Source organism: Marinobacterium rhizophilum, assembly GCF_024397915.1.
Taxonomy (GTDB): Bacteria; Pseudomonadota; Gammaproteobacteria; order Pseudomonadales; family Balneatricaceae; genus Marinobacterium_A; species Marinobacterium_A rhizophilum_A.
Map to the genome: position 1 here is coordinate 465,516 of NZ_CP073347.1, position 23,702 is coordinate 489,217.

Sequence of the window (23,702 nt, forward strand, 5' to 3'; positions counted from 1 at the left end):
TTGCATTGACTGTTTTGCCGGTGGTGGAAAACCATCGGGCTGTCATGCCAATGGCTGAGAAGCAATGGTGATATTACAGGGAGCAGGCACCGCGTCTGTCTTGTCGCCTGCCGGGCAGCCTCTCGAGGTCTGGGCCTGGCGGCAACGGTTTATGGTTATCAAATAGCGGGCACATGCGTAGCCCTGAGGAGTCATTGTTGAACAGTGATACTGCCTGGCAGGTGCTGGAGTCCCACGCCGCCGAGCTGAAATCCCGCCACCTGAAAGACCTTCTGGCGGATTCCGGTCGTTTCGAATCCCTTCACTTTACCCACGAAGGCCTGTTGCTGGATCTGTCCCGTCAGCGCCTGTTGCCGCAGACGGTCGACAACCTGGTCGGCCTGGCGCGGGCCTGCGATTTGCCGGGCTGGATAGAGGCCCTGTTCCAGGGCGAGGCGGTCAACAACACCGAACAGCGTGCGGCCTTGCACACGGCCCTGCGCCTGCCGGCCAGCGCAACGCTGGAGGTGGACGGCGAGGATGTCGTACCCAAGGTACATGCCAACCTTGAGCGCATGGCCCAGATGGTGGACCTGCTGCACCATGGCCAGTGGCGCGGCTACACCGGGGAGCCGATCGATACGGTGGTGAACATCGGTGTGGGCGGCTCGGATCTTGGCCCCATGATGGCCTGCAAGGCGCTGGACGAGTTCGAGCCGGAGCAGGCCGAGAGCATCGAAGTGCACTTTGTGTCGTCGATGGACGGCAGCCAGCTGGCCGCACTGCTGGAGCAGCTGAACCCGGCCACCACGCTCTTTATCGTTTCGTCCAAGTCGTTCACAACCATTGATACGCTGGCCAACGCGGCCACTGCCCGGCGCTGGCTGCAGGACGCCAGCGATGTGCCGGACGAGGTGCTGGTGAGTCGGCACTTTATCGCGGTGACGGCATCGCCCGAGAAAGCCCGTCAGTGGGGCATCCCGCCGGCTCGTCAGTTGCACTTCTGGGACTGGACCGGCGGGCGCTATTCGCTGTGGTCGACCATCGGCCTGCCCATTGCCCTGAAGGTTGGCATCGACAATTTCCGGCAGTTGCTGGCCGGCGCCCACGGGATGGATGAGCACTTCAGGCGCGCGCCGCTTGAGCAGAACCTGCCGGTCCTGCTGGCGATGACCGGGATCTGGAACATCAACTTTCTGGATATTCACGCCCATGCGATCCTGCCCTACGACGGTCGCCTGGCCCACTTGCCGGCCTACCTCGAACAGCTGGAAATGGAGAGCAACGGCAAGAGTGTACGGCGTGATGGCCAGGCCAGTACGCGCCGCACCTGCCCGGTGCTCTGGGGCGAAGTGGGCCCCAATGCGCAGCACGCCTTCTATCAGCTGTTGCACCAGGGTACCGAGCCCGTGATGTGCGATTTTGTGGTTTCGGCGCGGCGTTATACCGGCCAACGCGAAACCCTGCAGCGTCAGCACCAGCTGGCACTGGCCAACTGCCTGGCCCAGGCCCGGGTACTGGCGCTGGGCGATGCCGCGCTGGGGACCGACCAGGACGACTCCAAGCCCTGGCAGCGTTACCGCGGCAATCAGCCGAGCACGGTGATTCTGCTGGATGAGCTGACTCCACGGGCGCTGGGCGGGCTGATCGCGCTGTACGAGCACAAGGTATTCGTGCAGTCGGTGATCTGGGGCATCAACCCGTTTGACCAGTGGGGTGTGGAGCTGGGCAAGACGATGGCCACCCAGCTGCTGGACGTGCTCGATCGCGGCGATCATCCGCGGGCGGACTTTGATCAGGCCACCAATGGGCTCCTGGCCGCCATTGGCGCACGCCGGGGGAATAATGCATGAAGCGATTTTTGTGGGCATGGAGCAGGGTGCTACAACGGATGGAAGCGGATAAATGAAGATTGCAGTCTGGGGCGATGAACTCGCCGCCTGGGTGGCCGTGGCGCAGCTGGCGGCGTTTGGCAATGATGTGTCCGTGCGGGCAGAAGACGGCGCTGCGGCGGGCGGGGCAGTGCAGCCTGGCCAGAGCAGCGTGCGGGCCGAACCTGGCCTGATGACTCTGCTGCAAGGGGCGGTTGCGCAGCGCCGCCTGCAGGCCGGGCCCGAATCGCAGTGCCTCGAGGCGGACATTCACTGGCTGGCCATGGCGCCGGATGAAGAGGATCAGGCTGTTGCACTGGTGCAGCGCCTGGCAGAGCGCGGCAAGGCACCGCTGCTGCTGGTCAACCAGAGCAACTTCGGCATCGGCGCCAGTGATCGGCTGCAGGCCTTGCTGGATCAGGACGCCGGCCAGGCGGTACTCTGCCTGCCCGACACCCTGCAGCAGGGGCGCGCGCTGGAACAGTTCGGCCGACCGGAACAGTTGCTGGTCGGCTGTGAAGACAGCGCGGCGCTGGCGCAACTCAAGGCCCTGTTGCGGCCGTTTTCCGGTGGCGTGCAGAGTGTGCAGCTGATGACCCGGCGCGAGGCTGAATTTTCCAAGTTCGCCATCACCGGTATGCTGGCACTGCGCCTGGGATACATTAACGAGCTGGCCAATCTCGCGGACCTGCTGAACGTCGATATCGAGGTGGTACGCCAGGGCATGGGGTCGGACGAGCGTATCGGGCGGCACTATCTGGCGCCGGGCTGTGGCTTTGGCGGCCAGCACTTCACCCAGTATATCGAGGGCCTGGCCGGGCTGTTCAGCGAGAAGCGCAGGTCCACCCTGCTGGACACGGTGCTGGCCGAAAACCAGCGCCAGATGGAGCTGCCGTTTCGCAAGCTCTGGCAGCACTACGCCTGTGACCTCAGTGGCAAGACAGTGGCGCTCTGGGGACTGGCCTTCAAGCCCGGGGTGGCGAACATCGACAATGCCCCGGCGCTGCGCATTATCGATGCACTGCGGGCCCAGGGGGTGCAGGTGCGCCTGCATGATCCCGAGGCGCTGTGCGAGGTGCGCGCACACTATGGCGAGGATGCGCAGCTGGCGTACTGCGCCGACAAGTACGAAGCGGCAGAGGGTGCCGACGCACTGCTGCTGCTGACCGAGTGGCCCGAGTACTGGTCACCGGACTTTACCCGACTGGCGCAGCTGCTGCGGGCCAGGGTCCTGGTGGACGGACGTAACATCTACGATCCGGCGCAGATCAGGGCGCAGGGGTTCGATTATTACGGCATTGGCCGTCTCTGACAGCACGGCTCTGCCGCCCGTGGGTTCGCGCGGCATTGATTATTTTTTTTCGATAAATGGCTGGGGTTTGAACGTGACAAAACTGACCTGTTTCAAGGCGTATGACATCCGGGGTCGCCTGGGCGACGAGCTGAACGAAGACGTGGTGTACCGTATCGGGCGCGCCTTTGCGCAGCAGTTTGCACCGCGCTCGGTGGTGGTGGGCGGTGATATCCGTGAAACATCGGAAGCCCTGAAAATGGCATTGTCGCGCGGCCTGCAGGATGGCGGTGTGGATGTGGTCGATATCGGCATGGTCGGTACCGAGGAAATCTATTTCGCCACCGTGCACCTGGGTCTGGATGGGGGTGTCGAAGTGACCGCGTCCCATAACCCGATCGACTACAACGGCCTCAAGCTGGTGCGCGAGGGCAGCCGGCCCATCTCGGGAGATACCGGCCTCAAGGAAATGCAGCTTATGGCCGAAGCGCAGGACTGGCCGGCGGCGCCTGCGAAACGGGGCGACTACAGCCAGCTGGATCTCAAGGATGCCTATGCCGCGAAGATGCTGTCCTATATCGATGTCACGGCGTTGAAACCGCTCAAACTGGTGGTCAATGCCGGCAACGGTGCCGCCGGTCCCGCGCTGGATGCCATTGAACGCCAGCTGCAGGCTGCGGGCGCACCGATTGAATTTATCAAGGTGCACCATGCGCCGGACGCCAGTTTCCCCAACGGTATCCCCAACCCGATTCTGCCGGAAAACCGTGCCCAGACCGCCGATGTCGTGATCGCCGAGGGCGCCGACATGGGGATTGCCTGGGACGGCGATTTCGACCGCTGCTTCCTGTTCGACGAAAATGGCCAGTTCATCGAGGGTTACTACATCGTCGGCCTGCTGGCCGAGGCCTTCCTGCACAAGCAGTCCGGCGCCCGCGTTATTCATGATCCGCGCCTGACCTGGAACACCATCGATCTGGTGGAAAGCGCCGGCGGTGTGCCGGTGCTGTCCAAAACCGGTCACGCCTTTATCAAGGAGCGCATGCGGCTTGAAGATGCGGTCTACGGCGGCGAAATGAGTGCCCACCACTACTTCCGTGACTTTGCCTACTGCGACAGCGGCATGATTCCCTGGCTGCTGGTGGCGGAGCTGCTGAGCAACAAGGGACAGCCTCTGTCCGAACTCGTGGCCGAGCGTATCGCGGCCTTCCCGAGCTCCGGCGAGATCAACAGCAAGCTGGCGGATCCGGTTGCTGCCATTGCGCGCGTGCGTGCGGCCTACGAGCCCCAGGCGCTGTCGGTGGACGAGACCGACGGCATCAGCATCGAGTTTGCACAGTGGCGCTTTAATCTTCGCAGCTCCAATACCGAGCCGGTGGTGCGCCTTAACGTGGAGAGTCGTGCCGACCAGGCGCTGATGCAGGAAAAGACCGCGGAAATACTCGAGCTGCTGCTGCGCTAGGGATAGCTGCGGTGCCGACGCCCCGGCTGTTGCCGGTGTCGGCCGGCAGTAGCAAGGTGATGGATACTCAAGACCGCCTGCTTAGCTGAGCAGGCGGTCTTTTGCTTCGTTGATGCGTGCGGCCAGGTAGTTGCTGCCGCCCCGGTCGGGGTGGAGCTTTTGGATCAGGCGGCGGTGGGCGCTGATAACGTCGCTTTCGCTGGCGCCGGGTTCGAGGCCGAGAATGTCGTAGGCTTCAGCTTCGCTCAGAGGCCCTGCCTGGTTGGTATGGCTGTCCTTGCCGGCACCGGGGTCGTCCTCACGCCAGCTGTCGCCAAAACGCTTGTCGAGATAGGCCTCCAGTAGCTGGGTCGATTCCTGGTCATGTTCGCGGCAATACTGCAGCAGTTCGATGAACTGGGTTTCGCTCAGGCCGTCCAGCGTCTGGCCGCTCAACGGACCCTGCAGCACGGTACCGTGCATGGCACCGGTGTCGTGGTCCAGGCTCATTTCCAGAATGGCGCTTTGCACGCGCGAGCGGTTGCCACCGCGGGGCTGTTGCTGCTGGCGTCGCCGGTACAGCTGGTGCAGAAATGGCAGGTAGCGCAACAGTGGTATCAGCCGCCGACTGAATGGCAGCAGGACCGCCATCAGGGCGCCGAGCCAGTGCAACCGCCCCGTGACGCTCAGGTAGAGCAGGAACAGGGCGCTCAGAATGATGACCAGCTGCCACTTGGCGCGCTCGCGCAGCTGGGGCGGGCGAGACTGGATCCACAGCATGCCCGCCAGGGCAACCGCACTCAGAATAATCAGGCCGAAGGGGTTCAACGCTTACCTCTTGTGTGTCCGGTTGGGTTCTAGTTTCGAAGCTGCCTGGTGAGGCGTAGCAGTGCCGCGCTCTTGCCCTGGCTGAAATCCTCCAGCGCCCGGTGCCCGCCGGAGGCGTACACGGCGATGGCGCCCAGCAGCTCGCGCATTAACTGTGGACTGTGCTGATCGAACTGGCAATAGGCACCGCCTGTCAGCTGGCTGATGTGCCTGAAGGCCCGCTCTGCCGTGCTGTCGTTGCCTTCGTGGAAGATAAAGACGGGCACCTGCAGCAGGCCCAGTTCGCCGGCAAGTGCACAGAGATCGTCCACGGGCTCTTCCACGCAGTCGCCGATAAAAATCGCCGCCTGCACCTTCTTCAGGCGGGTCTCGCTGCGGACATGGGTGAGCAGCCTGGCAATCTGGGTGTGGCCGCCGAGGCAGCGCACGGCATTCATCTGATGCATCAGGCGGTCGGTATTGCATAGCCAGTCCGTGGCATGAAACTCGCGGTAGCCGCGATAGTAGCATAACTGGACGGAGAGCCCGCCGAGGCTGCGGGTCTGTTCGAACATTTCACTCTGCAGCTGGCAGGCATGGTCCCAGGTCGGTTCGCGACTGGCGGTGGCATCCAGGGCGAACACCAGCCGGCCGCCGCCGCCGGATGGAACCTTGGCCAGCCGGTTCAAGAACTGGTCGATTTCCCGGTGGCTAGAGCGTTGGCTGAGGGATTTTGTATCGTCACCCATGGCGCACTCCTTTTTCGCTCAGTATAGGAGAATACAGCGTTGGAGTGCGCGGGTGGCTAAAAGTTGACGTAGCCCGGCCGGGTTTCGGTCAGGCGACGCTGTGCTGTGGCCTGGCTGGGCCTGGCTGGGCTCGCCGGCTTGGTAGACAGAGGGGCGGCTGTCGCCTGGCCCAGGTAGCGCTCGCGCTTGCGAGGCTTGAGGTAATCCAGGTCCACCAGTACCAGGCCGTCGACACAGTAGTTGAAGGCCGCATCGACACCGAAATCGAGGAAACGCACGCCGCCGTCTTCACAGACATCGCTGTACTGCTTGTACAGGGTCGGTACCGATACACCCATGAATTCCAGTTGCTCCTTAAGTACGCAAAAGTCGGTCTTGTAGTCGGTGCCACTGAACAGCTGGCCGAGGTGCTCACGGCTCGCGGCGTCTATGGTGAAGGGGCTCAGGGAGCGGGCAAGGTTGGCGCTATCGGCAAAATAGTGACTGTAGAACCAGACGATCAGGTCCCGTGCAGCTTTGGGGTAGCTGTTGCTCAGGCTGACCGGACCGAACAGGTAGCGAATGTCAGGGTGGCGTCGCAGGTAGGCACCAATACCGTACCAGAGGTAGTCCAGGCTGCGACGCCCCCAGTAACGCGGCTGCACGAAGCTGCGGCCCAGTTCGATACCGCGGGCAAGTATCGGCTCCATGGCGTCGTTGTAGCGAAACAGGCTGGCACTGTAGAGGCTGCTGTCGTTGTTGCCAAGGCCGGATGTTTCCGCCAGCCGGTAGGCACCGGCAATTTCGAGGTCGTCCTCGTCCCACAGGATCAGGTGGCGGTAGTGGCGGTCATAACGGTCCAGGTCCCGTTTTTCGCCGGTACCCTCGCCAACGCTGCGAAAGGCAACCTCGCGCAGGCGCCCCACTTCACGCATGACGGCGGAGTCCGGGCGGTAGTCGAACAGGTAGATTTTCTTGCCGTCCGCGGTTTCCCCCAGCAGCTCAGAGGCCTTGAGCTCCCGCTTGAGGCTGCTGCGATCCTGCGGGTGATCAATGGTCCTTTCGGTAATGAACAGCGGTGACTTGTTGCGGGCAATGCGGTAGAGGTGTTTTTTCAGGATGCGTGCCTTTTCGCGGCTAGACAGCGGCAGGGCATCGATCTGGCTGAACGCGATGGGTTCGCCGATACGCACATCGATAGTGACCGACCGCTTGTTGAACATCTCGCGTGGCAGCAGCAGGGTCGAGAGCGAGCGGTTGAGCGCCGAGATGCTGTAGAACAGCGATGAGTTCTTGCCGCCCACGAAGACGGGCAGAACAGGAGCATTGGCCTTGCGGGCAAAGTGCAGGAAACCGCTGTTCCATTTACCGTCGCGGATGCCGGTCAGGCCGGCGCGGGATACTTCGCCGGCGGGGAACACGATCACCGCCTGGTCGTCCTGCAGGGCCTGGGTGATGCGGCTGATGTCCCGCTTGCGGGTTGCCTTGCCAAGGGTGTCCACGGGCAGCAGCAGTGACTGCAGCGGGTCGACGCTGGACAGCACGTCATTGGCAACGATACGCACATCGCGGCGTATTTCCCCTACCAGTTTGAGCAGCGCAAGGCCGTCGAGCGCGCCCAGCGGATGGTTAGCCACGATCAGGACGCGGCCGGTGGCCGGGATATTCATGCGGTGCTGATGACTCAGGGAATAGCTGAAATTGAAGTGGTCCAGAACCCTGTCGATAAATTCGAAGCCCGTACTGGCGCTGTGCTCGGTGAGGAAGTGGTTAATCTCCCGCTCGCGCACCAGGCGGCGCAGGCAGAACAGGGTGGAGCGTTTTACCGGTGCTGGCTTGGCAACAAAGGCGGGAAACTTCTGGGTAACGACCTGTTCGACGTTCAGCTGCATCAGGGGTGTCCTCTGGCGAAGGACTCCCACTCTATGGCCGCACTGTGACTCTGGCTTGAATGTATGATGACAGGACGGTGACAGCCCGGGGCAGACTTAGAGGAACTGCATGGTGCGAGCGCCGCTCAGACCGTTCCCTTGCTCCAGGGGTCCTGGTCGGTTTTGCGCCGGCCGCGATTCTTGCGCCGGTCCGGCTTGCCGGGTTCGAAGCGCACTTCGTCACGGCGATCTGTCGTCTGGCGTCGATCCGTACCCGAGCGCTTCTCGTTGCCATTCCAGCTGTTTTTGTCATCGTCCGTCATTGTGCTCTCCGTCACCGGGATGCTGCGGGGGATTCAGGTTAAGATTAGCAGCCAGGCACGAGTTTGCATTGGGCGTTTCCAGCGTCCTGGGCACCGGTATTTCAGCAGAGACCTCAACGTGGATCGAAAAATCATTCATTGCGACTGCGACTGTTTCTATGCCGCGGTGGAAATGCGCGACAATCCGACATTGCGCGGTATCCCCCTGGCGGTGGGTGGGCGCGCCGATCAGCGCGGCGTCGTGGCCACCTGCAATTACGAGGCGCGGGCCTTTGGTATCCATTCCGCCATGTCCACGGCCAGGGCCCTGGCGCTCTGTCCGGAGCTTAAGGTCGTGCGTGGCAATATGGAAAAATACCGTGAGGTCTCTGCCCGTATCATGGCGATTTACGCCGACTATGCGCAGCTGATTGAACCGCTGTCCCTGGACGAGGCCTACCTGGACGTGACCGGAACACAGCGCTGCCGGGGCAGCGCGACCCTGGTGGCGGAGGAAATCCGCCAGCGTGTCTTCGACGAGGTCGGCATCCGGGTGTCGGCCGGTGTGGCGCCGAACAAGTTTCTGGCCAAGGTCGCCAGTGACTGGAACAAGCCCGACGGCCTTTTCGTGCTGCGCCCCGAGCAGGTGGAAGCCTTTGTGAAGGCGTTGCCGGTCAAGCGGTTGCACGGCGTGGGTGCCAAAACCGCCCAGAAACTCGAACGCATGGGGGTGCACAGCTGCGCGGATCTTCGGGCGCAGGGTGAGGCGGTACTGGTCAGCCGCTTCGGGCGCTTTGGTCAGCGCCTGTGGGAGCTGGCCTGGGGCCAGGATGAGCGGCCGGTGCGCATCAGCCGCGAGCGCAAGTCCGTGAGCGTCGAGCACACCTATGCTGAGGATCTGCCGGACCTGGCGGCCTGTATCAATGCACTGCCTGTGCTGCTGGACTCCCTTGCAGGGCGCTATGCCAGGCTGTCACGCCCGGCGGATATTGCGGGCGCCGTGGTCAAGCTGAAGTTCCATGATTTCAGTCAGACCACTGTTGAACAGGCGACCCGGGCATCGTCCAGCCAGGCGCCGGATAGCGGCCTGTACGCGCGGCTGTTACAGGAGGCGTTTGGCCGCGGCAACCGGCCGGTACGGCTGATCGGTGTCGGCTATCGTCTCAGCGAGCAGACAGACAGCAGCCAGCCTGATCAGCTGGCGCTGTTCTGAGTTCTGCGCCGGGTTCGTGGCTGATTGAGTGGCGCCGAGGCTCAGCCCTTGCGGGTCAGGGCGTCGCTATCAAACGCCACGCCGTCCCAGCCGCTGGCCATAAAGGCGCGGATATTCGCGTGATCGGTACCCTGGGGGGACTTCACTACATCAAGGTAGAAGTTGCCAAAGCAGGCCAGTGTCCGGGCTTCATCCAGGCCGTTGAGCTTGGCAAAGGAAAAAATCTTGCAGCTGCCTTCGTTCTGCCCGGCTTCGTTGCGCACCGTACCATTGGTGAAGCCGGTGGCCTGGTAATCATAGTGGGCCTGAATGACCTCCATGCAGTGTTTGAAATCCAGGCTGTCGTCCTGCCCGATCTTGCTGAGAAATGTATCCAGATCCATTGCTGCGGCTCCATAAATTGGCAAACAGGGTTTCTAACATTTGTTCCCGCGAGGGTAAAGCCTGAGGCGTGGGCAGATAACCTGCGGGCTCGATCGAAATGCGCGGGCTGCAGCGGCTAGTGCGGGCTGTTGTGCCGGGGATCGGGACTGGTAAGGTGATGCCCGTTAAACGCACTGCGATGCTGTGCATTGAACGGGCGGGCGGACAGGCTCCTTTGATAAGACTTGAACTCAATGCTGCAGAATCTGGCTCAGAAACAGCTGGGTCCTTTCATGCTGCGGATTGTCGAAGAACTCATGGGGGTTGTTTTCCTCGATAATCTGCCCGGCGTCCATGAAAATCACGCGGTTGGCCACGGTTTTGGCAAAGCCCATTTCGTGGGTCACGCAGAGCATGGTCATGCCCTCCTGGGCCAGTTCGATCATGACATCCAGCACTTCCTTGATCATCTCCGGGTCCAGCGCCGAGGTGGGTTCATCGAACAGCATGACATCGGGATTCATGCACAGGCTGCGGGCAATGGCCACGCGCTGCTGCTGACCGCCGGACAGTTGCCCGGGGAATTTCTTTGCCTGTTCGGGGATGCGTACGCGCTCGAGGTACTTCATGGCGTTGACCTCGGCTGCCTTGCGTGACTCCTTGTTGACCCAGATAGGCGCCAGTGCGCAGTTTTCGAGCACAGTGAGGTGAGGGAACAGGTTGAAATGCTGGAATACCATGCCGACGTCACGGCGGATATTCTCGATTTTTTTCAGGTCCTCGGTCAGCTGCACGCCATTGACGATGATGTCGCCCTGCTGGTGCTCTTCCAGCCGGTTGATGCAGCGGATCATGGTGGACTTGCCGGAGCCGGATGGGCCGCAAATGACGATACGCTCGCCTTTCTGCACCTCCAGGTTGATATTTTTCAGTACATGAAAATCGCCGTACCACTTGTTGAGGTTGCGTAGCTCGACGGCCAGGCCAGCCTGCTTGATGTGTGGTTCAGTCATGGTAATTCGTCTCCAAGCGTATTAGTTACGGCCGCCATGACCGGTATGCAGCAGCTGTTCGAGATGCTGGCTGTAACGGGACATGCCAAAGCAGAAGACCCAGAACATCAGGGCGATAAAGATATAGCCTTCGGTGGCATAGCCGATCCAGTCCGGGTCGTTGCTTGCCGCCTGCACAATCGCCAGCAGGTCAAACAGGCCAATAATGACCACCAGGCTGGTGTCCTTGAACAGGGCGATAAAGGTGTTGACGATGCCGGGAATCATCAGCTTGAGCGCCTGGGGCAGAATGATCAGGATCATTTTCTTCCAGTAGCTCAGGCCCAGTGCGTCGGCGGCTTCATACTGACCCTTGGGAATCGCCTGCAGGCCACCACGCACGACTTCCGCCATATAGGCCGACTGGAACAGGATGATGCCGATCATGGCCCGCAGCAGTTTGTCGAAGCTGATGTCCTCGGGAAAGAACAGCGGCAGCATGACCGAGGCCATGAAGAGTACGGTAATCAGTGGCACGCCACGCCAGATCTCGATATAGACCACCGATAGCGAGCGCACGATGGGCATTTCGGAGCGCCGGCCCAGCGCCAGCAGAATACCGAACGGCATGGCGGCAACAATGCCGATGACTGCCAGTATCAGGTTCAGGCTGAAGCCGCCCCACAGGTGAGTCTCTACCGACGGCATGCCAAAGGCGCCGCCGGTCAGCAGGTAGAAGGTGACGATGGGATAGACCACCAGGGTCAGGAAGGTCGCCAGCCCCTTGCGCCCAAGGCTCGGGATCATCAGCCAGGCCGTCAGCAGGGCCAGCATGATAAACGACAGGTTCAGGCGCCAGTACTCCCCGGAGGGGTAGAAACCATAGAGGAACTGATCCATGCGTGTGGCTATGAACACCCAGCAGGCGCCGCCGCTGGTGCAGGCCTCCCGACTGTCGCCAAGCCAGTCGGCATCGATAAACATCCACTGTATAACCGGTATCAGCCAGTAGACGGCGAGAAATCCGATCACCAGGGTGGCGACGGAATTGACCGCGCCATCGAACAGGTTGCGCCGCATCCAGCCAATCACGCCAACGGTATTGGGCGGCGGCGGCAGGGAAGCTTCAATTTCATATTTCATAAAGGGATGCTCTCCGGCGATTGGCTAGCGTTCAACCAGCGCCATGCGCTTGTTGTACCAGTTCATGAACAGCGAGGTGAGCAGGCTCAGCGCCAGGTAAACCGCCATGGTCATGGAGATGACTTCGATGGCCTGGCCGGTCTGGTTCAGCGTTGTGCCGGCGAACACGGACACCAGATCCGGGTAGCCGATGGCGGTGGCCAGGGACGAGTTCTTGGTCAGGTTCAGGTACTGGCTGGTGAGCGGCGGGATAATGACCCGCATGGCCTGGGGAATGACGATCAGCCGCAGGGTGCGTGCTTTGGGCAGCCCCAGTGCTGACGCGGCTTCCAGCTGCCCGTTGGGGACCGCAAGAATGCCGCCACGCACGGTTTCGGCGATAAAGGCCGAGGTGTAGATGGTCAGCGCCAGCCAGAGTGCAACCAGCTCGGGCATGAGCGTCATGCCGCCGGTGAAGTTGAAGCCCCGTAGCTGCGGTGCGTCAAAGGACAGGGGCGCGCCCATGATCACGAAGGCGAGCAGCGGCAGCCCCAGGATCAGCCCGAAACTGGCCCAGCCGCTGGGAAATATCTTCCCGGTGGCGTCCTGACGCCGGTGGGCCCAGCGCACCAGCACGAAGCTCAGTACGATGGCAGCGACCAGGGCCCAGAACACCATGCTCATGCCGTCTTCGGCAACAGGGCGGGGGACAGAGAGACCACGTATGTTGAGATAGCTGCCGAGAAACTCGACGCTCTGGCGGGGGGATGGCAGTGAGCGCAGCACTGCGAAGTACCAGAAAAAAATCTGCAGCAGCAGCGGGATATTACGAAAAATCTCGATATAGATGCTGGAAAGCTTGGCGATCATCCAGTTGTGGGACAGGCGTGCAACGCCGAGCACGAATCCCAGCAGTGTTGCCGCGATAATGCCCAGCACAGACACCAGTATGGTGTTGAGCAAACCGACCACGAAGGTACGGCCATAGCTGTCGGCGGCGGTGTATTCGACCAGGGAAAGGGGAATGCTGAAGCCGGCTTCTTCGGTCAGAAAGCCAAAGCCGGTGGTAATGCCGCGGGTTTCGAGGTTGTGGAGGGTGTTGTTGACAATGGAAAAGAGAAAATAGCCGATCAGGCCGAGCAGTAAAGCCTGGAAGACCAGCGCGCGCTTGGCGGGGTCGTTCCAGAAGCGGGTTTCGCCGCCGGGGGCACGCAAGCTGTCCGGCTTGTCGGCCTTGGATTTGTCTTCGGACATAGTGTCCTCCGTGGTAGCCCGGCTGGCATTGTGCTTGGCGCAACACCAGCGGGCTCAGGCACCGATACGGTTCAAGGGCCGGCGCCGCGGGCGCCGGTGACCTTCAGTGCCGGGCGCGAGGGCCCGGCGTGTCTGCAGTATGGTTAACGCATCGGCGGTGCGTACTGGAAACCTCCCTGATTCCAGAGCGCGTTGATGCCGCGGTCGATTTTCAGCGCCGAGTCCTTGCCGACGTTGCGATCAAAGGCCTCGGCATAGTTGCCGACCTGCTTGATGATCTGGTAAGACCAGTCATCAGCGATGTCCAGCCCCTTGCCCTTGGGGCCATCAATGCCCAGCAGACGCTTGATGTTGGGGTTCTCGCTGGACTTCATCTCGTCGACGTTGGCCGAGGTGACACCGAGTTCTTCGGCGTTAAGCATGGCGTAGAGCGACCACTTCACGACATTGAACCACTGGTCGTCACCCTGGCGAACCACCGGTCCCAGCGGTTCCTTGGAAATGACTTCCGGCAGTGCCACCACGGCATCCGGATCACTCATGCGGGTACGCAGGCCGTAGGCTTGGGACAGGTCGGTGGTGAAGGAGTCACAACGGCCAGTGTCAAAGCTGGTAGCCGCCTGCTCATTGGTATCAAACACCACCGGCGTGAAGGTCAGGCCGTTGGCACGGAAGTAGTCGGACAGGTTCAGCTCCGTGGTGGTACCTGACTGTACGCAGACGGTGGCGCCATCCAGTTCCTTGACGCTGGTCAGGCCGAGTTCCTTCTTGACCAGAAAGCCCTGGCCATCGTAATAGGTGACGCCGGTGAAGTTCAGGCCCAGCTGGGTGTCGCGGGTCTGGGTCCAGGTGGTTACACGCGAGAGTACGTCGATCTCGCCGGACTGCAGCGCGGTGAAACGCTCCTTGGCGGTGAGGGGAATGTATTTTACTTTGCTGGCATCGCCCAGGGTCGCGGCGGCGACACTGCGGCACACATCGACATCGAGTCCTTTCCAGTTACCCTGTTCATCCGGGACGGAAAATCCCGGCACGCCGCTGGTCACGCCACATTGCAATACGCCGCGGGCCTTGACGGCTTCCAGCGTACCTTCCGCCGCAGCCAACCCCGAGATAGCGGTGGTCATGACTATGGCTGTTGCGAGGGTTTTCTTCATCATGGACTGATCCTCCTGAGATCTGACATGAAATTCTTATTCTGGTCTGTGGAATATCTGGCGCTATCCAGTGATAGCGTTACATCCTTGTGAATCAGCAAAAAGCGCGCCACAAATTGACTGAGCTACCTTTGTCACGCGGCGTGCCCCTCCGGTGCCGCCGAAATTTATAGATCGAATCGAGCTAACGATAGACCATGTTTTTTTGTCTGTACAAGAACCGCCAGCAAAGAATGATGCGAGGCGACGGCAACTGGCCCGGTGACAATGGCGTGCCAGTAAAACGCGGTATCAGCGATCTGGGGGACATGGAGCCTTCTGCATGGTTTTCGCAGAGACCCACAGCCTACCTGGCAATCAGCACTGTCACTGTCAGTGCCAGGTTTCTGTCCCGACGCTAGAGGCACCGCCCTAGCGATTCCAGGGCATGCGGGCCAGCAGCAGGGCGAGCGTGCACCGGTTTGTTGCGCCGGCAAAGATCAGGCCGGCACCCACAAAAGCCGAGAGACCGTAACCCAGCGGCGTGACCAGCGTGCCCAGCAGCACCCCCAGCAGCACCAGGGCGCCAGCCAGGATGCGCACCTGGCGTTCCAGGCTGATCTGGGTCGCTGCCGCTGGTGTCTCGCCAGCGCGCAGCGCGTTCAGGCCGCCCTCGATGATGACCAGCGGGTTGTGGTGGGTCCGGCATAGCTGGGCAGCAGCGGTTCTGGCGCGAGCACCGCTCTGGCACAGCAGGTAAATCGGCTCTGTGGGTGCCAGTTGAGCTATCCGGTCGGCCTGCTGCTCCAGTTCGTGCAGCGCCATGTGCAGGCTGCCGGGCAGGTGGTGCTGGCGATATTCGTTGCCGCTGCGCACGTCCAGTACGGTGCAGTCTTCGGTGCGCTGACGCAGGGCAAAGTCTGCCGCGCTAAGGGTCGTGATTGAGGCATTCATGGCGGCGCTCCGGCTGAAGATAGGCGCCAGTATATTAGTATTTGCTAAATAAGCAAGTTGCGTTTTAATCAGGGTTGAGCGCTGTATCAGTGCTGAAAATGCGTTGCACATCGCGAAAATTCGCATTTTGCAACGGACATTTTCCGACCGGGTGACGCGGGATTTACAGAAAATATTCCCGCACAGCCAGGCGGCTTGGCTGTATCGCAGGCATCTGCGAGCCGTGACGGGCGTGGGCTGGCAATTGAGGGGGATCGACAGGGGGGCAGCAGAGGGCGCAGTGGGAGGCCCAGGCGGCCTGCTCCGCAACCTGTGGTTGGCGGAGCAGGCCAGGGGAGGTTTACTTGATTCGCATGCCGGGCTGAGCGCCTTCGTGGGGTTCCAGGATCCAGAGATCCTGGCCACCCGGGCCTGCGGCCAGCACCATGCCTTCAGACAGGCCGAACTTCATCTTGCGCGGCGCCAGGTTTGCCACCATGACGGTGAGCTTGCCTTCCAGTTGTTCGGGCGAATAGGCGGACTTGATGCCGGCAAAGACATTGCGGGTTTCGCCGCCCAGGTCCAGTGTCAGGCGCAGCAGCTTGTCGGCACCTTCCACATGTTCGGCCCTGGCGATCCTGGCGATACGCAGGTCAACCTTGGCAAAGTCGGGAAACTCGATGGTGTCGGCCACCGGCTCGGCCGCCAGCGGGCTTTGATGCGCTGCTGGCGCCTTCACGGCAGGTGCCGGTGCCGGTGCCGGCATCGACTGTTTCGAGTCTTCAACCATCTTGTCGATGGCTTCAGGTTCGACCCGCTGCATCAGCGGCTTGAACTTGTTGATGCGGTGGCCCAGCAGCGGCGTCTGGATATTATCCCAGGCGAAACCGTCGATGTTCAGGAACTCGGCGGCTTCTTCGGCGACCTGGGGCAGGATCGGCGCCAGGTAGCTGAGGATCACGCGGAACAGGTTAATCCCCAGGGTGCAGCTGTCCTGTACGTCCTGCGCCCGCTCCGGCTGCTTGGCCAGCACCCAGGGTTCGGCGGCATCGATGTACTGGTTGGCCCTGTCGGCGATGTGCATGATTTCACGCATGGCGCGGGCGTATTCGCGCTTTTCGTAGGCGTCGGCAATGGTCTCGCCCAGCTTGACCGCATCGTCGTAGAGTTCCGGCTGAACGAGGCTGGCGCCGAGCTGGCCGTCGAATTTCTTGGCGATGAAGCCGGCGCAACGCGAGGCGATATTGACGACCTTGTTGACCAGGTCGGCGTTCACGCGCATGCGAAAATCATCCAGGCTCAGGTCGATATCGTCGATGCCCGAGCTCAGCTTGGCGGCGAAGTAGTAGCGCAGGTATTCGGGGCGCAGGTACTTGAGGTAGCTCTCGGCCATGATAAAGGTGCCGCGGGACTTGGACATCTTCTGGCCGTTGACGGTCAGGAAACCGTGGCAGAAGACGCCATTGGGCTTGCGAAAGCCGGCACCTTCCAGCATGGCGGGCCAGAACAGGGTGTGGAAGTAGGCGATGTCCTTGCCGATAAAGTGGTACAGCTCGGCATCGGAGGACTCACCCCAGTAGTCGTCGAAGTCGACGCCGTTCTTGTCGCACCAGTTCTTGAAACTGGCCATGTAGCCGATAGGGGCGTCGAGCCAGACGTAGAAATACTTGCCCGGCGCATCGGGGATCTCGAAGCCCCAGTAGGGTGCATCGCGGGAGATATCCCACTGCTGCAGGCCGGACTCGAACCATTCGTTGAGCTTGTGAATCATCTGTTCCTGCACATGCGCATCCACCCAGGTGCGCAGGAACTGTTCAAAGTCGCCAAGCTTGAAGAAGAAGTGCTCGGAGTCCTTCTCGATCGGTTTGGCGCCGGATACCGCCGAGTAGGCGTTCTTCAGCTCAATGGGGCTGTAGGTTGCGCCACAGGCTTCGCAGGAATCACCGTACTGGTCGGCGGCGCCACACTTGGGGCACTCGCCCTTGACGAAACGGTCCGGCAGGAACATCTGCTTTTCGGGATCGAACGCCTGGGTGATGGTACGGCGGGCGATATGGCCGGCATCGTTCAGGCGCTGGTAGATCAGCGCGGCAAAATCGCGGTTTTCCGGCGAATGGGTGGAATAGTAGTTGTCAAAGCCCACCATGAAGCCGGCAAAGTCGCGCTGGTGCTCGGTGCTGACCTTTTCGATCAGCTCTTGCGGGCTGATACCCAGCTGATCGGCCTTGAGCATGATGGGGGTGCCGTGGGCGTCATCGGCACAGACATAGGTGCACTGATGGCCGCGCTGCTTCTGGAAACGCACCCAAATATCGGTCTGGATGTATTCCACCAGGTGACCCAGGTGGATGGGGCCGTTGGCGTAGGGCAGGGCACTGGTAACGAGGATCTTGCGCGGATTCTGGGTCATAAGTCGGCTAATGGAACCTGGTGGACTGAAAACAAAGTTGTGGAATTCTACGCTGTTTGGCCCGGCATATGAACCGATCCGCGGTCGACAGGGGGCGTTTTTGCGACTAAAAAGAGTGGGTAACCCTGCTCCCAGAGGGACGTTGAATGAGCGCGGTACCCAGCGGCGGCCAAATCTGCAGGATCTTGTTCTGTGACTCCAAGCTCAGTCATCGCGGCGCCGCCCACGAGGTGGACCAGCATGCCGGCTGGGATGTGCTCTGCCTGGATGACGAGTCTGAAGTTCTGTCGCGCATGAAGTACTACGATACCCAGGTGCTGATCGTGGCGGCCTATCAACAGCCGTACCGGGCGCTGGGCCTGCTCAAGCAGATCGCCGAGCAGCACCCGGGCATCGTCCGCATCCTGATCAGTGGACACTTGACCCCCGCCAGCTCCGCGCGGGCACTGGAAGTGGCCCATCAGACCCTGCCCGACAGCACTACCGGGGCACAGCTCACGGCTGCCATCGAATATGCCCTCAAGATTGAGGGGCTGGTCAACAAGTCGGCCGTTCGTGACTACGTCAGCGGCCTGGGGCGTTTGCCCACGCTGCCGACGGTGTACCGTGCGTTGAACGAGGCGCTGAGCTCCGATGTGTCCGATGCCAGGAGCATCGCCAAGATTATCGAGCAGGATCCGGCCATCGCGGTCAAGATCATGCAGCTGGTCAACTCGGCCCTGTTCGGTCTGCGGCGCCAGATCAGCCGCATTGACGAGGCGGTCACCATTATCGGCGTGCGCATGATTCGGGATCTGCTGCTGGCGACCCACCTGTTCAGCCGCTACCGTCAGCAGGATGCCTGGACCGCGTTTTCGTTTTCCAGGCTGCACCAGCGCTCCATGCTGGTGGCACGGCTGGCTCAGCAAATCGGTACCGATGCGGGCCTTGATCGCAATCAGCAGGGGCAGGCGTTTCTGGCCGGGCTGTTGCATGATTTCGGTATCTCGGTGCTGGCCAACAAGAATCCGGGCGCCTACCAGGACCTGATGCATGAGTCGGTACGTATGGGCCAGCCCATGTATGCCATGGAGAAAATGCGCCTGGGGCTGACCCACGCCGAGGCGGCCGCCTATCTTCTGGGTCTGTGGAACCTGCCGTTCAGTGTGGTTGAAGCCGTGCTGCTGCATCATTTTCCGACTGCATCGCCCAGTCCCCGCTTTGAGCCTTTGAGTGCGCTGCACCTGGCCGACGCCCTGCTGCCGGCGCTGGCGAACGGGCCTGGTGCGGACCTGTCGTGCAAGCTGTCGCTCGCCTACCTGGAACGCCTGGGTATCGAGAAGAATCTGCCGCGCTGGCAGATGATGGCCAATGAATACCGTCTCAAGCTCGAGCCCTCGACAGCGGCGCGTTAACGCGCGGTAAGCGGGATGCCCAGTGCCGGCGCGAGCGCTTTGATGGCGGCGGCAGGGCTGGTAGAATGCCGCGCTTTCCCGACAGACCCCGGATATTCCCCAAGATGGCATTACCCAACGTTGATCCGACCCTCTACGAGGCGCTGCTGGATGAAAAATGCAACGCCGTGCGCGCGGACTTCGCGGCTTTCGCGTTGCCGCAGGTGGAGGTTTTCCCCTCGCCGCCACAGCACTACCGGATGCGGGCCGAGTTTCGGGTCTGGCACGACGGGGATGATCTGTACTATGTGATGTTCGAACCGGGCAACAAGAAGGTGCCGCTGCGCCTGGACAGCTGTCCGATGGTGTCAAAACGCATTCATGATGTCATGTTCCCGATGCTGGAGGTGATCAAGGCGGATCCTGCCTTGCGTTTTCGCCTGTTTCAGATCGACTTTCTCAGCACCCTGTCCGGCGAGCTGCTGGTGACCCTGCTGTACCATCGTCCGATTGAAGATGAATGGGAAACCGCGGCCCGGGCCCTGGCCGAACAGTTCGGTATCGAGATTATCGGCCGCTCGCGCAAGAGCAAGAAGGAGCTGGGACGGGACCATGTGATCGAGCGGCTGGACATTAATGGCCGCGAGTACCGCTACAAACAGGTGGAAAACTGCTTTACCCAGCCGAATGCAGAGGTGTGCCGGTCGATGATCGGCTGGGCGCTGGATGTGACCGACGGGGCCGGCGGCGACCTGGTGGAACTGTATTGCGGCAATGGCAACTTTACCCTGCCGCTGGCGCAGAACTTTGGCCGCGTGGTGGCGACCGAAATTGCCAAGGTGTCGGTGCGTGCTGCGGAATTCAATATTGCCGAGAACGGTATCGACAATATTGACGTGGTGCGGATGTCATCGGAGGACTTTTCCCAGGTGCTCAAGGGCGAGCGCGAAGCCCGGCGCACCGCGCACCTGGACCTGGCCAGCTGCAACTTCACCACCGTGCTGGTCGACCCGCCACGTTCGGGGCTGGATGCCGATACCGTGGCCCAGGTCAGCGAGTATCAGCACATCGTCTATATTTCGTGCAATCCCGATACGCTGAAGGATAACCTGGCCGACCTGACCCGGACGCACCGGATCGAGCGGTTCGCCATCTTCGATCAGTTCCCCTATACCCATCACCTGGAATGCGGCGTTTACCTTACGCGCAAATAGCCAGGCTCACTGCCGCCAGTATCAGGTTGCGCCTGCGAGCAGGCGCACACCCTGCACCACAACCAGCACGGCGCCGAGCAGTGACATCGACAGCAGCAGCGGCTTGGCGCTCTGCTTGTCGACGTGGCGGTCGATGCGCCGGGCGACAAAGACACCGGCAACCAGGCCCGGCACCATCTTGAGTGTCAGTATCAGGGATTCCAGCGGCAGGTTATCGGTCAAGGCCAGCATTATCAGGGTGATGGGCAGGCCGGCCAGAAAGAAGGCCGCCAGTTCGCTGCGGGCCGTCAGTACGTTGGATTCCTGATAGACCAGTGCCATGGGCGGCCCGCCCACCGAGGTTGCAGTACCGATGATGCCGGAGAAAAAGCCGGCAACGGACAGTGAACGAGTGGACATGCTGATGCGGATGGTATTGCGCCAGCTAAGGGCAACCGAGACAAAGAGTGTGCCGCCCAGAATCAGGCTCAGTGCCCCGGGAGACACCGAAGCCAGCAGCATTGCGCCGAGCCACGAACCCGGTACCCGGGCGACGAGTGCCGGCATCAGGCGCCGCCACGACAGGTGCTGTCGGCCCCGTGCCACCATGTAGCCCGACAGCAGGGCGCCCAGAATGATCAGCGGTACCGGTACAAAGAGCGGGTCGATCAGAAACAGCAAGGGCGCGGCCACCAGCGCAAACCCAATCCCCACGACACCCTGCAGAGCAATGCCGAGCGTGACGACAAGCAGGGCCAGAAAGTCCCAGAGGCTGTAAATCATTGCAGGTCCTGTGTACCGAAAATCATGAACGCGAAGCGGCGGGTCAGCGGGACCCGCGGCAAGGGGCGACAGTATAGTCCAGCGGGTGCGCGCACGCGCCTGCCAGTTCTCGGTTCCGGATAGGCCAGTTAGCGAGCTGGTTCAGCGCCCGCCGGCCCCCTGGCGGGACTGCTCGGTGTTTTCCACCAGGACCTTGTCCCCCAGCTGGTTAAAGGTTTGCCACAGGGACTCGCTGATGGCGATACCGCTTTCCAGCGTCGCCAGTCCCGTGGCGGCAAAGGCCCTGGGTTCCACGGTGCGGCAGCTGATGCGATCATCGGGGCTGGACATCAGCTGCGCACCGATATTGACCCGATCGCTGCAGATCAGCGTCAGGGTCTGTTTTTCCAGCGGACTGCAGTCGGCCTTGAGTACCGCTTCGCTGTAGTGCGGATACTGCTCGCCGGCACTGATGCTGGCGACATGCTCGGTGGAGGGCTGGGTGCCGTTCTGCCAGTAGGCCATCATGCTGATGCCCCGCCGGCCACAGTCGGCCAGCAGCTTCAGGATGAACTTGCGGTTATGGCAATGCTGTACCTTGAGCGTGGCGATGCCGGCCTTGAGGGCCTTGGCGTGGGCCAGGTCGAGTACCAGTGCCAGGCCATTCAGGGCGCTGCGGCCATGGCAGTCGACAATGGCGGAGCTGGCGTCCTCGAACAGGAGCTCCACGGGCGCCTTGTCGTCATCGTTGACGTAGGGCAGGGCGCGTTCGAGTTCGCTGAACCCCTGTTCCCCGTGCATTTCGAGCCAGCTCACCATCTGGGCAGCATCTTCATAGGTGCCCACGAAGTAGCCCATGCCCTCGAAGGAGCGCTTGAGGGTCGCGTTCAGTTCGTTCAGTGAAATACGCATCAGCGGGCTTCCTCGGTGTCGATGGCCGGCGCCAGGGGCAGGAACCAGTCGTCGTCAAACGGCTGGCCGATATCGTCCAGCAGGGGCGCGCCCTGGAACATGGTGTTGCGCACCCACAGGCGCGAACGCGGGTCGAACTTGCTGACCCCGAAGAATGCCAGCTTGCAGCGCAGCAGGTGCATGGGCAGGACATCCTGGTCCAGCAGATTGGCCTGAATGTCACCGTACACGCAGTGTCGCAGGCTCTGAATGCGCCGCACGATACCGCGGTATTCCGGCTGCTGGAACAGGAAGTAGGCACAGCTGTGCTCCGGGTGCGCGCTGGCATAGTCACAGAGCCCCGCGTAACACTGCGCGACCCGCAGACCGATGCCCAGGGGCATCTGCTTGGCGCGGCCGCAATCGAGCTCGCTGCCGCCCAGGCGCGGTTCCTGCTTTTCCTGGGAACGGTACCAGAAAGTCTCGGTGGCCCGGGGGGCGCTGAAATCGATGTCCAGCGCCCAGCGGTAGCGTTCCTCGATCAGTGCCTTGAGTTCGGACACCGACATGTTCGGTGCCAGATCCTGGTGCTCGGTCACGCCGGTATAGTCCTCCAGTTCGTCCACCAGATCCGGGTAGACCTCGTACAGAATGGAATTGATCAGTTCCTGCCCCTGCAGCGAGCAATGCTGTTCGGCCCAGGCAATCAGGCTGTTCCAGTCGCTCAGCCGGGTCTCGGCCAGGTAGCCCTCAAGGGCCGTCAGGTCCTCGATGACCTGGGCATTCTTGCCGGTTTGCCAGGCGTCTTCGGTGACCACCTCCCGGGTGTGCCGGTGTGCCCGCACGACCAGGGTCTTGAAGCGGGCCAGGCGTTCGGTGCCGGGGACGCCGAAGGTGCGGATGCGAGCCAGGGCCAGTTCGCGCATTTCGATCCAGCGACTGATCAGCAGCGGGTGGTTGATCAGGTAGGGCGCCATGCCGAGGCCGGTGGAATTGCCGATACCGAAGTAGCGCCGGATGTGCGGCTGCAGGGTCACGGCCTGCTGCGGTGCCCGGGCGCGGGCGATATGCTCGGCCTGGGTCAGGCTGAAATTGCGCAGCATGAAACAGGTAAACATCTCGGCGGCAAAGGGGCGGGCAAAATCACTGTGCCGGGCGGCGACCTTCTGCCAGTCGGCCATGCCGAGCTTGCCGCTGCCATAAACCGCGGTGGTGCGGTAAAGGTAGCCCACCTGGGTGATGCGCTTGATGTCCGGCTGCTCGCCGCGGGCCAGCTGATCGACCACGTAGTCGAAATTGCGGGCGCTGCGGTTGGCGCGCGAGAGCACGAAAACGCGGGCATCGACCCGGCCGGCTTCCTGTTTGGGTACGTTCTGGCGCAGCTGCTCGACATAGGCGTCGTCAACGTCGCCTTCGCACAGTGCCATGGTCAGGTCCCACTGGGTGGCGATGACGCGGTCGTTGCGATCCTCGGGCGCCAGGTAGCTGGAAAACAGCACGAAGCTGTAACGCTGTGTCGGCGTCTGGATGCGATAGACCACGGTGCCATAGCCGTCCCTGTCGAGTTCCAGGCGCACGGCGTCGATGTTCCAGCGCTCGCGCATGATGCGACGCACCAGGGTGCGCATAAAGCTGAGCCGGCTCTGGTGAAAGCTGCCAAGGCGCTCCAGGTCCATGACCTGGCTGGCGGGCCTGAGGGGCAGGGCGCCGGGGCCCTTGAGTTCAGCCTGGATGACAGCAGGATTGATCATTGTTGTTATCCTCGTACTG

Annotated in this window: 20 protein-coding genes; 6 read left to right on the forward strand and 14 right to left on the reverse strand. The window is 61.7% G+C overall.

From position 1 onward, the window contains the following. Window positions 1–173: 173 nt before the first annotated feature. From pgi to cpsG, 3 genes are all read left to right on the forward strand, one after another. Entirely contained in the window at window positions 174–1,832 is a 1,659-nt protein-coding gene (gene pgi, locus KDW95_RS02070) for a glucose-6-phosphate isomerase (RefSeq protein WP_255854584.1), read from the forward strand. A gap of 52 nt (window positions 1,833–1,884) precedes the next feature. Continuing rightward, entirely contained in the window at window positions 1,885–3,162 is a 1,278-nt protein-coding gene (locus KDW95_RS02075) for a UDP binding domain-containing protein (RefSeq protein ID WP_255854585.1), read from the forward strand. 73 nt (window positions 3,163–3,235) lie between these two features. Next, a complete protein-coding gene (gene cpsG, locus KDW95_RS02080; protein ID WP_255854587.1) occupies window positions 3,236–4,603 on the forward strand; it encodes a phosphomannomutase CpsG in 1,368 nt (455 codons plus the stop codon). Between the two features lie 81 nt (window positions 4,604–4,684). Here the strand turns inward: cpsG and KDW95_RS02085 are convergent, their stop codons facing one another. The 4 genes from KDW95_RS02085 to KDW95_RS02100 form a co-directional block, all read right to left on the reverse strand. After that, window positions 4,685–5,410, reverse strand: coding sequence for a DnaJ domain-containing protein (locus KDW95_RS02085; protein ID WP_255854588.1), 726 nt, complete (start codon window positions 5,408–5,410; stop codon window positions 4,685–4,687). A 29-nt stretch (window positions 5,411–5,439) separates the two neighbouring features. Further along, entirely contained in the window at window positions 5,440–6,138 is a 699-nt protein-coding gene (locus tag KDW95_RS02090; RefSeq protein ID WP_255854589.1) for a VWA domain-containing protein, read from the reverse strand. 56 nt (window positions 6,139–6,194) lie between these two features. After that, window positions 6,195–8,009: a GNAT family N-acyltransferase gene (locus KDW95_RS02095; protein ID WP_255854590.1), complete on the reverse strand. Its 1,815-nt coding sequence runs from the start codon at window positions 8,007–8,009 to the stop codon at window positions 6,195–6,197. 125 nt (window positions 8,010–8,134) lie between these two features. Next, the gene (locus tag KDW95_RS02100) at window positions 8,135–8,311 is read right to left on the reverse strand and encodes a hypothetical protein (RefSeq protein ID WP_255854591.1); all 177 of its coding nucleotides are present in this window, start codon (window positions 8,309–8,311) and stop codon (window positions 8,135–8,137) included. A gap of 172 nt (window positions 8,312–8,483) precedes the next feature. On the opposite strand from KDW95_RS02100, the gene dinB reads away from it, so the two are divergent. Then, complete coding sequence (gene dinB / locus KDW95_RS02105; RefSeq protein ID WP_255856461.1) at window positions 8,484–9,503, forward strand: DNA polymerase IV; 1,020 nt, start codon at window positions 8,484–8,486, stop codon at window positions 9,501–9,503. Between the two features lie 41 nt (window positions 9,504–9,544). On the opposite strand, the gene KDW95_RS02110 is transcribed toward dinB, so the two are convergent. From KDW95_RS02110 to metG, 7 genes are all read right to left on the reverse strand, one after another. Then, a complete protein-coding gene (locus KDW95_RS02110; RefSeq protein WP_255854592.1) occupies window positions 9,545–9,886 on the reverse strand; it encodes a HopJ type III effector protein in 342 nt (113 codons plus the stop codon). A gap of 231 nt (window positions 9,887–10,117) precedes the next feature. Then, window positions 10,118–10,879, reverse strand: coding sequence for an amino acid ABC transporter ATP-binding protein (locus tag KDW95_RS02115; RefSeq protein ID WP_255854593.1), 762 nt, complete (start codon window positions 10,877–10,879; stop codon window positions 10,118–10,120). A 21-nt stretch (window positions 10,880–10,900) separates the two neighbouring features. Continuing rightward, window positions 10,901–12,001 (reverse strand): amino acid ABC transporter permease, encoded by a 1,101-nt coding sequence (locus KDW95_RS02120; protein ID WP_255854594.1) that lies wholly within the window; start codon window positions 11,999–12,001, stop codon window positions 10,901–10,903. Window positions 12,002–12,025: 24 nt separating this feature from the next. Beyond that, a complete protein-coding gene (locus KDW95_RS02125) occupies window positions 12,026–13,234 on the reverse strand; it encodes an amino acid ABC transporter permease (protein WP_255854595.1) in 1,209 nt (402 codons plus the stop codon). 143 nt (window positions 13,235–13,377) lie between these two features. Continuing rightward, window positions 13,378–14,391, reverse strand: a complete 1,014-nt coding sequence (locus tag KDW95_RS02130) for an amino acid ABC transporter substrate-binding protein (protein WP_255856462.1) — start codon at window positions 14,389–14,391, stop codon at window positions 13,378–13,380. Between the two features lie 411 nt (window positions 14,392–14,802). Then, window positions 14,803–15,324 carry a rhodanese-like domain-containing protein gene (locus KDW95_RS02135; protein WP_255854596.1) on the reverse strand — a complete coding sequence of 174 codons (522 nt, stop codon included), beginning with the start codon at window positions 15,322–15,324 and terminating at the stop codon, window positions 14,803–14,805. A 340-nt stretch (window positions 15,325–15,664) separates the two neighbouring features. Next, window positions 15,665–17,713: a methionine--tRNA ligase gene (gene metG, locus KDW95_RS02140; RefSeq protein WP_255854597.1), complete on the reverse strand. Its 2,049-nt coding sequence runs from the start codon at window positions 17,711–17,713 to the stop codon at window positions 15,665–15,667. Between the two features lie 146 nt (window positions 17,714–17,859). On the opposite strand from metG, the gene KDW95_RS02145 reads away from it, so the two are divergent. Together KDW95_RS02145 and trmA are read left to right on the forward strand one after the other, a co-directional pair. Continuing rightward, complete coding sequence (locus tag KDW95_RS02145) at window positions 17,860–19,107, forward strand: HDOD domain-containing protein (RefSeq protein WP_255854599.1); 1,248 nt, start codon at window positions 17,860–17,862, stop codon at window positions 19,105–19,107. 104 nt (window positions 19,108–19,211) lie between these two features. Continuing rightward, the gene (gene trmA / locus KDW95_RS02150) at window positions 19,212–20,300 is read left to right on the forward strand and encodes a tRNA (uridine(54)-C5)-methyltransferase TrmA (RefSeq protein WP_255854600.1); all 1,089 of its coding nucleotides are present in this window, start codon (window positions 19,212–19,214) and stop codon (window positions 20,298–20,300) included. A 21-nt stretch (window positions 20,301–20,321) separates the two neighbouring features. Here trmA and KDW95_RS02155 read toward each other — a convergent pair whose 3' ends face one another. The 3 genes from KDW95_RS02155 to KDW95_RS02165 all read right to left on the reverse strand — a co-directional run bounded on the left by KDW95_RS02155 (window position 20,322) and on the right by KDW95_RS02165 (window position 23,683). Then, window positions 20,322–21,062, reverse strand: a complete 741-nt coding sequence (locus KDW95_RS02155; protein ID WP_255854601.1) for a sulfite exporter TauE/SafE family protein — start codon at window positions 21,060–21,062, stop codon at window positions 20,322–20,324. 141 nt (window positions 21,063–21,203) lie between these two features. Beyond that, window positions 21,204–21,953, reverse strand: coding sequence for a DUF3726 domain-containing protein (locus tag KDW95_RS02160; RefSeq protein ID WP_255854602.1), 750 nt, complete (start codon window positions 21,951–21,953; stop codon window positions 21,204–21,206). Continuing rightward, a complete protein-coding gene (locus KDW95_RS02165; protein ID WP_255854603.1) occupies window positions 21,953–23,683 on the reverse strand; it encodes a hypothetical protein in 1,731 nt (576 codons plus the stop codon). The genes KDW95_RS02160 and KDW95_RS02165 overlap by 1 nt, the downstream gene beginning before the upstream one ends. Between the last annotated feature and the right edge of the window lie 19 nt (window positions 23,684–23,702).